This is a genomic window from Marinobacterium sedimentorum (genome assembly GCF_024267675.1).
GTDB lineage: Bacteria > Pseudomonadota > Gammaproteobacteria > Pseudomonadales > Balneatricaceae > Marinobacterium_A > Marinobacterium_A sedimentorum.
On the sequence record NZ_JALDYX010000005.1, the window covers coordinates 40,369 to 55,258 of the forward strand.

General features: G+C 59.3%; 11 protein-coding genes. 7 read left to right on the forward strand and 4 right to left on the reverse strand.

All coding sequences use genetic code 11. The features are described 5' to 3' along the window. Positions 1 to 53 precede the first annotated feature (53 nt). Positions 54 to 821 (reverse strand): FadR/GntR family transcriptional regulator, encoded by a 768-nt coding sequence (locus tag MRS74_RS06715; protein ID WP_254579505.1) that lies wholly within the window; start codon positions 819 to 821, stop codon positions 54 to 56. A 149-nt stretch (positions 822 to 970) separates the two neighbouring features. Between MRS74_RS06715 and MRS74_RS06720 the strand changes: the two genes are divergently transcribed. The 3 genes from MRS74_RS06720 to MRS74_RS06730 all read left to right on the forward strand — a co-directional run bounded on the left by MRS74_RS06720 (position 971) and on the right by MRS74_RS06730 (position 4,297). Beyond that, entirely contained in the window at positions 971 to 2,158 is a 1,188-nt protein-coding gene (locus tag MRS74_RS06720) for an acyl-CoA dehydrogenase (protein WP_254579506.1), read from the forward strand. 31 nt (positions 2,159 to 2,189) lie between these two features. Then, positions 2,190 to 3,404 carry a CaiB/BaiF CoA transferase family protein gene (locus MRS74_RS06725; protein WP_254579507.1) on the forward strand — a complete coding sequence of 405 codons (1,215 nt, stop codon included), beginning with the start codon at positions 2,190 to 2,192 and terminating at the stop codon, positions 3,402 to 3,404. A 113-nt stretch (positions 3,405 to 3,517) separates the two neighbouring features. Then, positions 3,518 to 4,297, forward strand: coding sequence for an SDR family oxidoreductase (locus MRS74_RS06730; protein WP_254579508.1), 780 nt, complete (start codon positions 3,518 to 3,520; stop codon positions 4,295 to 4,297). A 48-nt stretch (positions 4,298 to 4,345) separates the two neighbouring features. On the opposite strand, the gene MRS74_RS06735 is transcribed toward MRS74_RS06730, so the two are convergent. The 3 genes from MRS74_RS06735 to MRS74_RS06745 all read right to left on the reverse strand — a co-directional run bounded on the left by MRS74_RS06735 (position 4,346) and on the right by MRS74_RS06745 (position 6,444). Beyond that, positions 4,346 to 4,900: an NnrU family protein gene (locus tag MRS74_RS06735; RefSeq protein ID WP_254579509.1), complete on the reverse strand. Its 555-nt coding sequence runs from the start codon at positions 4,898 to 4,900 to the stop codon at positions 4,346 to 4,348. Positions 4,901 to 5,141: 241 nt separating this feature from the next. Then, complete coding sequence (locus MRS74_RS06740; protein ID WP_254579510.1) at positions 5,142 to 6,191, reverse strand: alkene reductase; 1,050 nt, start codon at positions 6,189 to 6,191, stop codon at positions 5,142 to 5,144. A gap of 70 nt (positions 6,192 to 6,261) precedes the next feature. Then, the gene (locus MRS74_RS06745) at positions 6,262 to 6,444 is read right to left on the reverse strand and encodes a hypothetical protein (protein WP_254579511.1); all 183 of its coding nucleotides are present in this window, start codon (positions 6,442 to 6,444) and stop codon (positions 6,262 to 6,264) included. A 187-nt stretch (positions 6,445 to 6,631) separates the two neighbouring features. On the opposite strand from MRS74_RS06745, the gene MRS74_RS06750 reads away from it, so the two are divergent. The 4 genes from MRS74_RS06750 (at position 6,632) to MRS74_RS06765 (ending at position 14,685) form a co-directional block, all read left to right on the forward strand. Next, the gene (locus tag MRS74_RS06750; RefSeq protein ID WP_254579512.1) at positions 6,632 to 6,946 is read left to right on the forward strand and encodes a hypothetical protein; all 315 of its coding nucleotides are present in this window, start codon (positions 6,632 to 6,634) and stop codon (positions 6,944 to 6,946) included. A 915-nt stretch (positions 6,947 to 7,861) separates the two neighbouring features. Next, a complete protein-coding gene (locus MRS74_RS06755) occupies positions 7,862 to 10,366 on the forward strand; it encodes a hypothetical protein (protein ID WP_254579513.1) in 2,505 nt (834 codons plus the stop codon). 17 nt (positions 10,367 to 10,383) lie between these two features. Beyond that, a complete protein-coding gene (locus tag MRS74_RS06760; RefSeq protein ID WP_254579514.1) occupies positions 10,384 to 12,249 on the forward strand; it encodes a GMC family oxidoreductase in 1,866 nt (621 codons plus the stop codon). 21 nt (positions 12,250 to 12,270) lie between these two features. Continuing rightward, positions 12,271 to 14,685 (forward strand): patatin-like phospholipase domain-containing protein, encoded by a 2,415-nt coding sequence (locus tag MRS74_RS06765; protein WP_254579515.1) that lies wholly within the window; start codon positions 12,271 to 12,273, stop codon positions 14,683 to 14,685. Positions 14,686 to 14,890 lie beyond the last annotated feature (205 nt).

Genomic DNA, 14,890 nt, shown 5'->3' on the forward strand with positions numbered 1-14,890 from the left:
CCCCGTCGACGGCCCCATCGATGTCATTAGGGCCGTACTTCAGCCCGCCCTACTCACTCCATCATCAGCATGCGTTGTTCAAGCTGGCCCTGCAGCTCAATATTGAAGTGCTCGGCCGAGCGCATGTGCGTCAGCATCAGCGCTCTCGCCTTTTCGGCATCGCGGGCGCGAAAGGCGTCCATCAGCTGGCGATGATAATCCAGGTTGGCGCAGGAGAACTCGCGCTGCTCCGGCAGGCGCGCCTTCTTGAAAATCACCAGATCCCGGATCAGGTCATTCAGAAAGCGGCCAATAAAGGCCAGCAGCGGGTTGGTACAGCGCTCGGCCAGCACCACATGAAATTCAAGCTCGGCGATACGCTGCTCGATACGCTCCTCAAAGTCCGCCGCAGGCTGTGCACAGCGCTCCACCAGTGAATCCAGCCGGTCGAGGTCATCCTCGCTCAGCAGAGGCGTCACCTGGGCGGCGATTTCCGGCTCCACCAGGGTGCGCAGCGCATAGATATCCGGCCCGCTGGGCTGTTCGAAATGCAGGAAATTGCGCAGCAGCTGGCTGGCCAGATCATAGGGTACCGACACCAGCACCGCGCCACCGTTGGGCCCGGTGCGGATACTGATCAGGCCCTGCACTTCCAGTGACTTCAGCGCTTCGCGCACCGTGCCCTTGGCACAGTCAAACTGGGCCATAAGCTCCCGTTCGTTGGGCAGGCGCTCGCCGGGCTGCTTGCCATTGACCACGACCCAGCGCTTGATCGAATCGACGATCTGGTCGGCACGCTTGATTCGTCGGCTGGGGGTGAAAGCTGCACTATCGTTGTTCATAAAGGTGTCTTTGTGGGTGGTCGTCTATTCTGCCACGGACGCCCCAGCTTGGGCATAAAAGTTTAATTAACCTATTTATTGCAATAAATAGACTATTATAGTTTTATGCTACTCAACCAGCCCGATACTTGACCCAGGAGAGCGATACCATGGCACAGCACAGCAGCTTCAACTGGCAGGACCCTCTGCTGATCGACCAGCAGCTTAACGAAGAAGAGCGCCAGATCCGCGACATGGCCCATGACTACTGTCAGGAGCAGCTGCAGCCGCGGGTACTGCAAGCCTTTCGCCATGAGCACTTCGAGCGTGAAATCATGCGGGAGATGGGAGCCCTGGGGCTGCTCGGCGCCTGTGTCGATCCGCAGTACGGCGGCAGCGGCCTGAGCCAGGTGGGCTACGGCCTTATCGCCCGCGAGGTAGAGCGTGTCGATTCCGGCTACCGCTCGGCCATGAGCGTGCAGTCCTCCCTGGTGATGTACCCCATCGAAACCTATGGATCTGAGGCGCAGAAGCAGAAATACCTGCCAAAACTTGCCAGTGGCGAATGGGTCGGCTGCTTCGGCCTGACCGAGCCCAACCATGGCTCGGACCCGGGCTCGATGATTACGCGGGCCAAAAAGGTCGAGGGCGGCTATCGTCTCAGCGGCCAGAAGATGTGGATTACCAACAGCCCCATCGCCGACCTGGCCGTGGTCTGGGCCAAGTCCGACGCCCACGACGGCAAGATCAAGGGCTTTATCGTCGAGCGTGAAACCGAGGGCTTCAGCACGCCCAAGATCGAGGGCAAGGTCAGCCTGCGGGCCTCTGTCACCGGCGAAATCGTGCTGGATGAGGCCTTTGTACCGGACGAAAACCTGCTGCCCGACGCCAGCGGTCTCAGCGGCCCCTTCGGCTGCCTGAACAAGGCGCGCTACGGTATCGCCTGGGGTGTCATGGGGGCGGCGGAATTCTGCTGGCATGCCGCGCGCCAGTACTGCCTGGATCGCACCCAGTTCGGCCGGCCCCTGGCGGCCAACCAGCTGATTCAGCTGAAACTCGCCAACATGCAGACCGAAATCACCCTGGGGCTGCAGGCGGCACTGCAGGTCGGCCGTCTGCTGGATACAGGTCAGGGCGCACCGGAAATGGTATCCCTGATCAAGCGCAACAACTGTGGCAAGGCACTGGATATCGCCCGGGTGTCGCGGGACATGCACGGCGGCAATGGTGTATCGGACGAGTTTGGCGTTATCCGCCACATGGTCAACCTGGAGTCGGTGAACACCTACGAGGGCACCCACGATGTGCATGCACTGATCCTGGGCCGTGCCCAGACCGGCATTCAGGCGTTCTGCTAATCCACCGCCCTGCGAACAAGGAGCCGCATCCATGAGCCCAAAGCCCCTCAAAGGCATCCGTGTGCTGGATCTGTCCCGTGTTCTGGCCGGCCCCTGGTGCAGCCAGCAGCTGGCAGACCTGGGAGCTGAAGTGATCAAGATCGAGCGCCCCGGGCGCGGCGATGACACCCGCGCCTGGGGGCCGCCCTGGCTTGAAGGCAGCACCGAGGCGGCCTATTACCTCAGCGCCAATCGCGGCAAGTCGTCGGTTGCCATCGATATCGCCAGGCCCGAAGGTCAGCAGCTGGTCAAACAGCTGCTGCAGGACTGCGATATGTTGCTGGAGAACTTCAAGGTCGGCGGCCTGAAACGCTATGGCCTGGACTACGACAGCCTCAAGGCCGACAGGCCGGATCTGATCTACTGCTCGATCACCGGTTTTGGTCAGGACGGGCCCTACGCCCACAGGGCCGGTTACGATTTCATGATTCAGGGCATGGGCGGGCTTATGAGCCTCACCGGCCTGCCGGACAGCGAGCCCGGTGGCGGACCCGTCAAGGTGGGGGTCGCCTTCGCCGATATTTTCACCGGCATGTACGCCGCCAATGCCATCATGGCAGCTCTCTTTGCGCGCCAGCAGAGCGGCACAGGCACCCATATCGACCTGGCCCTGCTCGATGTGCAGGTCGCGGTGCTGGCCAACCAGTCAATGAATTACCTCTGTTCCGGCCAGCCGCCGACACGCCTGGGCAATGCCCATCCCAACATCGTGCCCTACCAGGCCTTTGCCACCCTTGATGGCCACCTGATTCTGGCGGTGGGCAATGATGCCCAGTTTGGCCGTTTCTGCGCTACCGCAGGCTGCCAGGAGTTAACCGCAGACCCGCGCTTTGCCTGCAACCAGACCCGGGTTGAGCACCGTGACAGCCTTGTGCCACTGCTGCAGGCTCGCATGGCCACACGCAGCACGGCCGACTGGCTGAGTGCGCTGGAGGCCGCCGGCGTGCCCTGCGGCCCGATCAACAATCTGCAACAGGTGTTCGACGATCCTCAGGTGCAGCATCGCAGCCTGAAGTTCGACCTGCCCCACGCGTCCGGTGGCGCCGTGCCTATGGTTGGCAACCCCATCCGCTTTAACGGCCAGCCCCTGAACGCCAGCAGCGCACCGCCGCTGCTGGGGCAGCACACCGATCAGGTACTGGAACAGCAGCTCGGACTGTCGCCGCAGGACTGTCGCCGTTTGCGCGACCAGGGCCTGATCGGCTGAAGCCATGCCGTAGAGGGACGCGACTTTTCAGTCTCGCGGATGCCGCACCAGCGGTTTATGATGGCCTAGGAGCCGGAGCCGTCTGCCGGCGTTAACACTCAGAAGGGGAATCTATGGATCTGCATATTGCCGGTCGTACCGCCATCGTCTGCGCCGCATCCAAAGGCCTTGGCCGCGCCTGCGCCGAAGCCCTCGCCGCGGAAGGTGTTCATCTGGTGATCAATGCCCGCACCAGCGAAGTACTGGAACAGACCGCCGCCGATATTCGCAGCCGTTACGGCGTGCAGGTCACGGCCATCGCCGGTGACATTACCACCACCGAAGGCCGCGATGCCGTGCTGGCCGCCTGCCCCGCGCCGGATATTCTGGTGAACAACGCCGGCGGCCCGCCGCCGGGTGACTTTCGCACCTGGGGCGACGGCGACTGGCATCAGGCGCTGCAAAACAACATGGTGACTCCGATTCAGCTGATCAAGGCGGTGATCGACGGCATGATCGAGCGCGGCTTCGGCCGTATCGTCAATATCACCTCGGGCGCGGTCAAGGCGCCGATTCCGGCGCTTGGGCTCTCAAACGGCGCCCGTACCGGCCTCACCGGCTTTGTCGCCGGCCTGTCGCGTCAGGTGGCCGAGCACAATGTCACCATCAACAACCTGCTACCAGGCCCGTTTGAAACCGACCGCCTCAATGCCACCCTGGCCGGTGCCGTCAAGGCCAGCGGCCAGTCGCTGGAACAGGTGCGCCAGGCCCGCAAGGACAATAACCCCAGCAAGCGCTTTGGCAATCCGGAGGAATTCGGCGCCGCCTGTGCTTTTCTGTGCAGCGCCCAGGCGGGCTTTATCGTCGGCCAGAATATTCTGCTCGATGGTGGTGCCTTTCCGGGCACGCTGTAACACCATGGGTGACTCTTGGCTAAGTCGCCAGGGGTCGCCCGCCGCAGGTCAAAGCAGCGCAGCACCGAACAGGTGGCCGTGGCTGAGCAGTAGCGCGCCGTAGGCCATCAGGCCGAAGATTACCGCAAGAATGTCGTAGTACAGCTGCGGTTTGCGCACCGGTATCAGTGTCTTGCGCGCTTTGGTCAGCAGCATGTCGACTAGCGAATAGGCCAGGAAGGGAGCGAACAACAGAGTCGATGCCAGGTCGCCATTGGCCAGCAGGTGTACTGCGGCCCAGAGCGCCACACCAATCAGCATCGGGTGGCGTACTTTGCGTTTGATGAAGGTCGGCAGATAGGCCGCGATGATCAGAATCAGTGCCAGGGGCATCAGCGCAACGGCCAGGGGGTGGCCAAATCCCACCGCCGGCCAGAGGATTTTTCCCTCGATCTGCTGATACCCCTGCAACATCAGGCTTAACCCGGTCAGCGAACCGAGCGAAAAGAGCCCCAGGTAGAACCAACGCCCAAACACCCCGATCAGCTGCTGCCGCACACCGGCCAACAGCGGCAGCGCATGCACGCCGAAAAACAACGTCAATCCCAGCACCATTGCGTCCATGGACACTCCCGACCTGACTATTACGCCTGTCAGTGAGTATAGGTGCTGCTAGCAGCCTGTCGGACTTAACACTGATCCACTGCGGAAACGCCGATTTTGGCCATTTTTCGTACTCTTTTTCGTTAAATAGAACCACTATTCGCCTTAAAAAAGCCCAAAAACTGACTTAAAACGGCCATTCCCTCGCTACGACCGGTCAAGTCCGACAGGCTGCCGCTGCCGGCGAAGCCTTGGCAGGCTGTTAGATGGCCGGATAGCTGGTATAACCCTCGGCACCCGAGCCATAAAAGGTGCTGCTGTCCGCTGTATTCAAGGGTGCCTGCTGGCGCAGGCGCAGCGGCAAATCCGGGTTGGCAATAAAGGGCACGCCAAAAGCCACCGCATCTACCCGGCCATCCTCGATCCAGGCATTGGCGCTCTCGCCGGTAAAACGCTCGTTGGCAATAAAAGCGCCGCTGAACAGCGTCTTCAGTGTCGGTACCAGGCTGTCTTCACCTTCTGCCTCGCGGGCGCAGATAAAGGCGATACCCCGCGCCGACAGTGCCGTGGCAACATGGCCAAACACCGCCGCCGGATCCGAATCGCCCATATCATGGGCATCGCCACGGGGCGACAGATGTACGCCCACCCGGCCTGCGTCCCAGACGCTGAGCACCGCATCAGTAATCTCCAGCAACAGCCGGACGCGGTTCTCCACCGGGCCGCCGTAGGCATCGGTACGCTTGTTGCTGCTGTCCTGCAGGAACTGATCGATCAGATAGCCGTTGGCGGCATGGATTTCCACACCATCAAAGCCGGCCGCCTGGGCATTCTCAGCCCCCTGTCGGAAGGCTTCCACGATATCTGCAATCTCTTCGGTTTCCAGCGCCCGCGGCGTCGTAAAGGGACGCTCGGGCCGTACCAGACTGACATGCCCGGCCGGCGCTATGGCGCTCGGCGCTACCGGCAAGGCGCCATCCAGATACATGGGGTCAGACACACGCCCCACATGCCATAACTGCAAGACGATCTTGCCGCCTTTGGCGTGCACCGCGTCTGTGATGCGCCGCCAGCCGCCAATCTGGGCCTGGTTCCAGATCCCTGGCGTATCGGGATAACCCACACCCATGGGGGTCACGGCGGTGGCTTCGGTAATGATAAGACCTGCGCTGGCACGCTGGCTGTAATACTCCAGCATCAGTTCACCGGGGACCCGGCCCTCTTCTGCCCGGCACCGGGTCAAGGGTGCCATGACAACACGGCTGTTTAGTTCGATCGCTCCAATTTTTACCGGATCAAATAATGAGGCCATAACAGGAAATCTCCATGAAATTTAACTAACTGCACGTTCGCGGCGGCGGGTTAAAGCGGGTTAATCTGGCTCAGCAGGCCTGGCGCCAGAGATCCTGAGCCTTGGCAGCACGATCAGTACGACTGACCGGATAATGAATACGCATGGGGTCTGCACCTATATCACGCAGCGTATGACGATCAATGGACACCGCTGCAGCGCAGCCCTGGTGCAGGGTGCGGAAAAGTTTCTGAATGCCGGGGATGAGTTTCATGGGTCTTGCCTCCGCTATACGTGTTAGGTGACCTTTGTTCGCTGGAGCCCTCGCGGGCCAGTGCTGGTCATACTGTCGCCCGGCCGGTGTATCTGTGCCGGCCAAACCGAAACAAACCGGTCGGTATGTTGAAAGGAATTTAACCATACCGGTTGGTATGTGGTCAATACCAGGGGACATAAAACGCATGGCCAGGTTGAAACACCACCGCGGCGCCTGCACCTTGCACTCAAAACTCAGCGCAGCACCGAGACAAAAGGAGCAAGACAAAAAAACGGCCTTGCCCCGCAAAGGGAAGGACCGTAAAAGTGTCACAGGAGCATCCGCACTGGTGGACGGCATCATCGACCTGGTGATCTCTCACCCCCGCGAACGCCTGGCCATTGCGGCCGTGCAGGCCATCATCGATGCGCTGAAGGGTCGATCTTCTGGAGGCGCTCGCAACGAACAAGCGGCACAGCATCTGCTGCCGTTTGATATCCATATCGCCGAAAGTGTGTGAAGGCGCCAGACGCTAACCGGCTTAAGGGGCTCCCGCGACAAGCTATACAGCTGCGGCCAAGGTACTGCTGTGGGCCACATTACCCGGTGGTCATCATATTTTAATTTTCCAGCGCTTCCGCTGCCCTTTATCTCAGCCCCCCGGTCTGTCTTTCGTCATAAATCGGCCCGACCCAAGAATACCTGTCTCCATTTAGATACATACATAGAATTCATCCTGTCCTTTAGACGCCTGCGCGATGAGAGATAATCTAAAAATGGAAAATTCAGACATTTTCCTTCGCACCCAAAACTACAACAGATGCCGATATCTCGCTCACTCTTAGCCCTGAAATTAATGATGTCCAGACCGAAAGGTACGTTTAGAGCTGTACATGACCGGATATAAAACTCATCTAAACCACTAGAGCGTCATTCACAAGCCTGATTGATATAAATATTTTTATTACTACAAAACAACAAGTTAAAATCAATCCGTGGTCATACCCAGCTATCACATCCTCCAGAAACCGAATATTTTCCATGAATTTATCTAATTTTAATTCAGCATCACACACTGCATTCAATAATCACAAAACCCATTTAAAACAGCCGTTTAAATCATTATCAGCACAAGTTGCTTTACCTATAGATGATTTTTATTGAACTTTTACAATCAAGCGGAGCCTGTTCCCGCCAAAGGTCGTTTTAGCCCTATATTTTGCAACTATACTTGCCCCATTGTTCAAATGAACCAAGGTCTCGGAGGCAGGGATGCATCCCGCTAGTCAGCCCATATTCTGCAATTTATTCAAATACCTGTGCGCCGGTTTAGCACCGGCCAGGGCATCCCCTGCCCCGCTTGCACCGAATAGGCCCCGTCGCCGTGCGATCTGCCCTTGTGCTGCATTACCCGTATCAACACGGAGTTTCTAACATGAAGTTGATCAAAACACCCTTTGTTTTTGGCCTGCTGGCGCTGCTGGTATCGTCTTGTTCAACCCAGCAAACCCTCTGTGGCGAAGGCGCCGGCAAGGTGCGGGATGAAGCACTCTGTGCCGGCCGCCCGGCCAGTTCCCTGCAGGGCTCGGCAGAAGACTACTACGCCGACATGGATTACGGCATCAGCAAGGATCCGGTGGAAGTCGCCCGGCGGCTCGATCCCTATGTACCCGGTATTTCCCCTGAAGAAGCGCAGCAGGCCATAGTGCGCGGGCGCAACAACTGGGTGGTCTGGACCGCAGGCAACGATGCTCTCTGGGACGAGATATCCCGTATCAGCGTCGGCAATCTGGATTTTCTCAAAACCGTATCCAACCACCCCAGCCTGAAGTTCAGCCGCGATAACCGCTGGCAGTATCTGGGTGTGGTGAACGAACCCTGCTACATCAAGGGCGACGCACCACGCCAGGATCGCTACGGCCTCTGGCTCGATCGGCGCGACCCATCCTGCGGACCCGATCCCTTTGAAAACGAAGACAAGTACCCCGGCGTCAAGATTGGTGCCCGCGGCGACAACATCCCCGCCGGCTCCTACTATGGCTATGGCACCGGTATTGTCGGCCTGCGCCTGTTCCCCAACCCCGACTTTGACGCCCAGGCCGAGGCCAAGTGGGATCCGGAACGCTACTACAACGACCGCAGCTACTACGCCAGCAAGGATCTGGTGAAACCCTATCGCGTCGGCATGTCCTGCGGCTTCTGCCACGTAGGCCCCAACCCCTCCAACCCACCGGCTGACCCGGAACATCCGAAATGGGAGAACCTTAACTCCAACCCAGGCGCGCAGTATTTCTGGGTCGATCGCATCTTCATGTGGGATGCGGACCCCAGCAGCTTTGCCTATCAGCTGTTCCACACCTCACGCCCCGGTGCTCTGGATACCTCGCTGATTTCATCGGACTACATCAACAACCCGCGCACCATGAACGCCATCTACAACTTGGGCGCGCGCATGGATGTGGCCAGCCGCTACGGCCATGAAAAGCTCGCCGGCGGCGGACTCAACAATCGCCAGTTCAACGATCTGGCAGTGGTGCCACCGTCCAGCCCGCTGCAACAGTTTTACCAGGCGCCGGATCAGGTGCTGACACCCCGCGTCCTGAAGGACGGCGCCGACTCGGTAGGGGCGCTGGGCGCCCTGAACCGGGTCTATATCAATATCGGCCTGTTCAGCGAGGAATGGCTGCAGCACTTCCGAGCCCTGCTCGGCGGCAAGAAAATAACCCCGTTCGAAATCGAAGTGGCCCGCAAGAACTCAAGCTACTGGAACGCCAATGAAGCCCAGACGCCGGATGTGGCGCTGTTCTTCCTAGCCTCGGCCCGGCCCGACTATCTGGCCAATGCCCCCGGTGGCGCGGACCATATGAGCAAGGATGCGAATCAGCTGGATCGGGGCAAAACCGTGTTTGCCGATACCTGCGCGCGCTGTCACTCCAGCAAACTGCCGGAGAAAACCTCCGAGTTCTTCCCCGACAAGGGCTGTGTCAGCAGCAACTACCTGCAGTGCTGGAGCCGCTACTGGACCTGGACCCAGAGCAGCGAGTTCAAGTCGATGATGCGCCCCATCGTGCAGTCCGACGACTTCCTGGACAACAACTTCCTGTCCAGCGAAATGCGGGTACCGGTCACGCAGCTTGAGACCAACGCCTGCAGCCCGCTGGCCACCAACGGCCTGGGGGGCAATATCTGGGACAACTTCACCTCCGAGTCCTACAAGGGCCTGCCCGCCGTCGGCACCCTGCGGGTACAGCACCCCTACAGCGGCGAGGTGCGCGACTATGTGATGCCAGACGGTGGTCGCGGCTATACCCGTCCCGCCTCCCTGGTCAGTGCCTGGTCCAGTGCGCCCTTCCTGCTTAACAACAGCCTGGGCAAGTTCAAGTGGACAGGATCGGTAGATGATCGCATGGCCTCCTTTGACGATGCCATCGAGAAGCTGCTGTGGCCGGAAAAACGTGAGGGCGACTTCAGCGTTGTCACCCGCTCCGGCAAGACACACCCCGGGATGATCGACAGAACGCCGGTCTCCAGTTATCTGCGGGTGGACACCGGCTACCTGCCGGACTTCCTGCAAACCCTGCAGGGCCCGCTGAGCCGCAGGCTGCCCTGGCTGTTTGGTGAATCTGGCGTGGAGATCGGGCCGATTCCGGCCGGCACGCCGATCAACCTGCTGTCCAATATCGACATGGAGCAGCGCGGCAAGGTGCTCAAGGTTCTGCTCAAGGCCAAGAAGGACCTCAAGGCACTGCCGGAAAACGCCACCGACGAAGATGCGCGCCGCGTCTTTGCCAACCTGGTTGATCCGCTGCTGGACGTCAGCAAGTGCCCTGATTACGTCGTCAACAAGGGCCACTACTTCGGCACCGACTACCTGGTGGATGAACAGGGCCTCGATGACAGCGACAAACAGGCACTGATCGCCTTTTTGAAAACCTTCTGACCCCGGAGAGGCGAACCATGAGTACTGAATATGACTATATAGTGGTGGGGTCCGGTGCCGGCGGCGGCACCGTGGCCGCCCGACTGGCAGAGAATGGTTGCAAGGTTCTGGTTTTAGAAGCCGGTGGCGATCCCAGAAACCTGCAGGGCGGCGATGCCCTGACCGACAGCAACCGCCTGCCGGAGGACTACGACGTGCCGGTATTTCACGCCATTGCCAGTGAAAACCGCGCCATGAAATGGGACTACTTCGTGCGTCACTATGGCGACGACACCCAGCAGAAGAAGGACCCCAAATACACCGCCAACTACGAAGGCGAAGATGTCGATGGCGTGCTTTACCCCCGCGCCGGTTGCCTGGGCGGCTGCACCACCCACAACGCCATGATCACCGTCTGCCCCCACAACGACGACTGGGAACATATAGGCCGCCTCACCGGCGACGCCTCATGGAACGCCCGCACGATGCGAGGCTATTTCCAGAAACTCGAAAACTGCCATCACCGCCCCGATCAACGTCTGTTCAGCCCCCTGTCGAACCCCAGCAAGCACGGCTGGAAAGGCTGGCTGCACACCGAGAAAGCCATACCCAAAAGCGCCCTGGGGGACGGCGATCTGGTGAAAACGCTGGTCAGCTCGGTGGAAACGGCGCTCTCGAAGCTGGGCGAGCCGCACCAGCAGGGTGAATGGCTGCGCCAGGGCAGCGGCGATCCCAACGACTGGCGCCTGGTGAAGGACAATGCCACCGGGCTGCGTTACCCGCCCCTGGCGACCAAGAACCACCAGCGCATGGGGTCACGCGAACGTCTGCTGGATGTGCAGCGGGCCCATCCCGACAACCTGCACATCGAGCTGGATGCGCTGGTGACCCGTGTCCTGTTCGATGACAACAACCGCGCCACCGGCGTCGAATACCTCAAGGGCGCCCGCCTCTACCGGGCCCACTGCCAGCCCCACGGCGAGAGCACCGACAAGCGCCAGGCCCATGCCAGCAAGGAGGTCATCCTGGCCGGTGGCGCCTTCAATACACCGCAACTGCTGATGCTGTCCGGCATAGGCCCGAAGGACGAGCTGGAGAAACACGGCATAGAGGTACGGCACAACCTGCCGGGCGTCGGCCAGAACCTGCAGGACCGCTACGAAGTGGGTGTGGTCAATCGCATGAACTTCGATCACTGGGAAGTGCTCAAGGGCGCCAAGTATGCCAAGGGCGACCCCCAGTACAAGGAATGGGACGAGAAACGCTCGGGTGTCTACACCAGCAATGGTGCCGTGCTGGCGGTGATCAAACGTTCCATGCCCCAGCGCCCGCTGCCGGATCTGTTCTGCTTCGCCCTGCTCGGCCTGTTCAAGGGCTATTTCCCCACCTACTCCAGGCTGCTGGCCGAACATCTTAACTACCTGACCTGGGCCATTCTCAAGGCCCATACCAACAATACCGCAGGTTCAGTGACACTGCGTTCCAGTGACCCCAGAGACAAGCCCCATATCAATTTTCGTTACTTCGACGAGGGCAACGACGCCAGTGGCGAAGATCTGGAATCCGTGGTCCAGGGCGTCAAGTTCATCCGCTGCCTCACCCAGCCTCTGAAAGACAAGGGGCTGATCGCCGCGGAGGAAATGCCCGGCGACAGTGTGCAAACCGATGAGGAGATACGCGACTTTATCCGCAACCAGGCCTGGGGCCACCACGCCTCATGCACCTGCCCGATTGGCGCCGACGACGATCCCATGGCCGTGCTGGATAGCCAGTTTCGCGTACGGGGTGTAACTGGCCTGCGGGTGGTCGATGCATCGGTGTTTCCGCGCATTCCCGGCTTTTTCATCGTCACCGCGATCTACACCGCGGCGGAGAAGGCCGCCGATGTGATTTTAGGTCGTTAACGCCAGCGGGGACGCCTCTAGATGAACTTTCTGAAAAAACTGCTCGCCAAATTTGGCTTCGGACCCGATCCGCTCGGAGCCGAAGCGGTGATAGCCGATGAAAAAATCCATATCGAGGCAAAGCTGTCCGAAGCCTTTGACGAGAAGCACCGCGGCTATCTCGAAGAGGATTACCGCCACTTTGTGGAAACGACTTACCCGGAGTATGTCCGCGAGCATTATACGTATATGGACCCCGGCGACTACCCGCACAAGAAACGCCCCTGGTACGGGCTGGCGCTGTCCGGTGGCGGTATCCGTTCCGCCGCCTTTGCCATCGGCGTGATTCAGGCATTGCGCAACCGCTTTCTGGTAGAAAGCGGCAAACCAACACCGTTCGAAAAACTGGCCTATCTGTCTACGGTATCGGGCGGCGGTTATACCGGTGCAGCCCTGAGCTGGTATCAGAAACTGTTCAATATCTTTCCCTTTGGCGATATCGACAGTTATGCCGGCAGCAAACACAGCACGGCGCCGGGGAACCGGATACTCAGCTACATCCGCCAGCACGGCAAATACCTCACGCCGGCCCAGCTGGGCATCGCCTCTCTGGCCGGCGCCGTACTGCTCAGCGTCATCCATTCGGTGGTGGCCTACACCCTGCTGATCAGTCTGGTCCTGTTTCTGCTGTCACTGCTCATTACGACCGGTGTGCTCGACCCGTTGATGAACCTTACGATCGCCAATACAGCCAACCTTGAGTCACTGCTGGTACAGGTGCCACGCGGTGTCGCTACCCTGCAGCAGGAGGACGAGTTTCTCAGCCCACACAGAATCGCGTTTTCGGTGTTCTTTCTGACCGCTACGATTGCCATGATCGGCACTCTATTGTTTACCATTTTTATCTACGGTCTGAGCAGCTTTTTTCAGAAATTTTTTTCACAGTCATACTGCTATCGGGTGCAGATACAGCGCACGCTGGGTCTGCTGTTAAAAGGCATTGCGTTTTCGCTGTTCTTCGCGGCGATTCCCCTCGCGGCGCTGCTGGTATTTGGTGCCGAATTCAAAGTGACGGATCCGGGATTTTTCAGCTCCATGGCCTCCGGTGTTGCCGGTATCCTGCTGTCCATACGGCAATTTCGCATGAACACCGAGGCCGGCAATGAGAAGCGCAATATCCCGGGCTGGCTGTCGCGCCTGGTCACCCTGGTCATCACGCTGCTATTCATCTTCTTTATCTTCATTGCCGCCTATATTCTGGCTGAAAGCGTGCACCAGCAACTGCGCAGCGACACCTACTCCTACTGGCCGCTGCTGTTTGTTCTTTGCGCCCTCATCGTGCCCTTTTTTGTCAGTATCAACCAGGTATCGCCCCACAAGATGTATCGCGATCGACTGATGGAAACCTTTCTCAAGACACCTGACATAGAGCCAACCGCACCCTTGTGCCAGCGCGGGGCCGAGGCCAACACAACCACCCTTGTCGATATCGCCGCCTCGGATCACTGGTCGCCCTATCACCTGATTAACTGCAACGTCATCCTCAACAACGCCAAAACGCCACGCTATCGGGGCCGCTTGGGCGACAGTTTCCTGCTGTCTCCGCGCTACTGTGGCAGCGATGCCACGCAGTACACCACAACCGCCAGTTTTGCCAGTGGCGGCATGACACTGGCGACAGCCATGTCTATTTCCGGTGCGGCTGAAAACCCCCATTCCGGCGTGTCGGGCGCGGGTGATTCCACCACTCCCTTAATGTCGTTCATCCTGACCTTTCTGGGGCTGCGACTTGGCTACTGGGCATACAACCCCTCCAGCACGAGCAAATTGCTGCATAAAATAATGCGCCCCAATTACTTCTGGCCCGGACTGCGCAGCTTGCTCGACTACGGTCACGCCGAAGACAGCGTATTAGTCGAACTGTCCGATGGTGGCCATTTTGACAATACCGGCCTGTACGAACTGGTGCGCCGCCGCACACCGGTGATCATCCTGTCGGACGGGGGTGCCGACCCCGACGCCACCTTTGATGACTTTGGTAACGCCATAGAACGCATCCGGGTGGATTTCGGCGTATCCATTCGCTTTCACGATGCCGATTTTGATCTGTCCGGAATGCTACCGGGCAGCCGCGCTGCATCCAGTGAAAGCCGCGCCCGCATGTATGACGAAAAATACCATCTGGCTGACCGCGGCTTCGCGATTGGCGACGTTGTCTATCCCGACGCTGTCGGTGAAAAAGCCTTCGTCGGTCGTTTTGTCTTTATCAAGGCCTGTCTGACGCGCAATCTGCCAGGCGACCTTTACGCCTATAAACTGGAGAACCCCAGCTATCCGAATCAACCCACCGTCGATCAGTTCTTCGACGAACGCCAGTTCGAAGCCTACCGGGAGCTCGGCTACCAGCTCACTCGCCAGATGATCGACGACAAGGACGCCATGAAGCTGCTGCCCTGAAGGGTTCTACGACGAACGCCAGTTCGAACACTAACGCCGAGAACTTGGCTACCCGCTTACCCGCCAGATGATCGCCAATGACAAGGCCATGGAACTGCTGCCCTGAGGGGTTCTACGACGAACGCCCGTTCGAACACTAACGCCGGAAACCTGGCTACCCGCTGACCCGCCAGATGATCGACGACAAGAACACCATGAAGCTGCT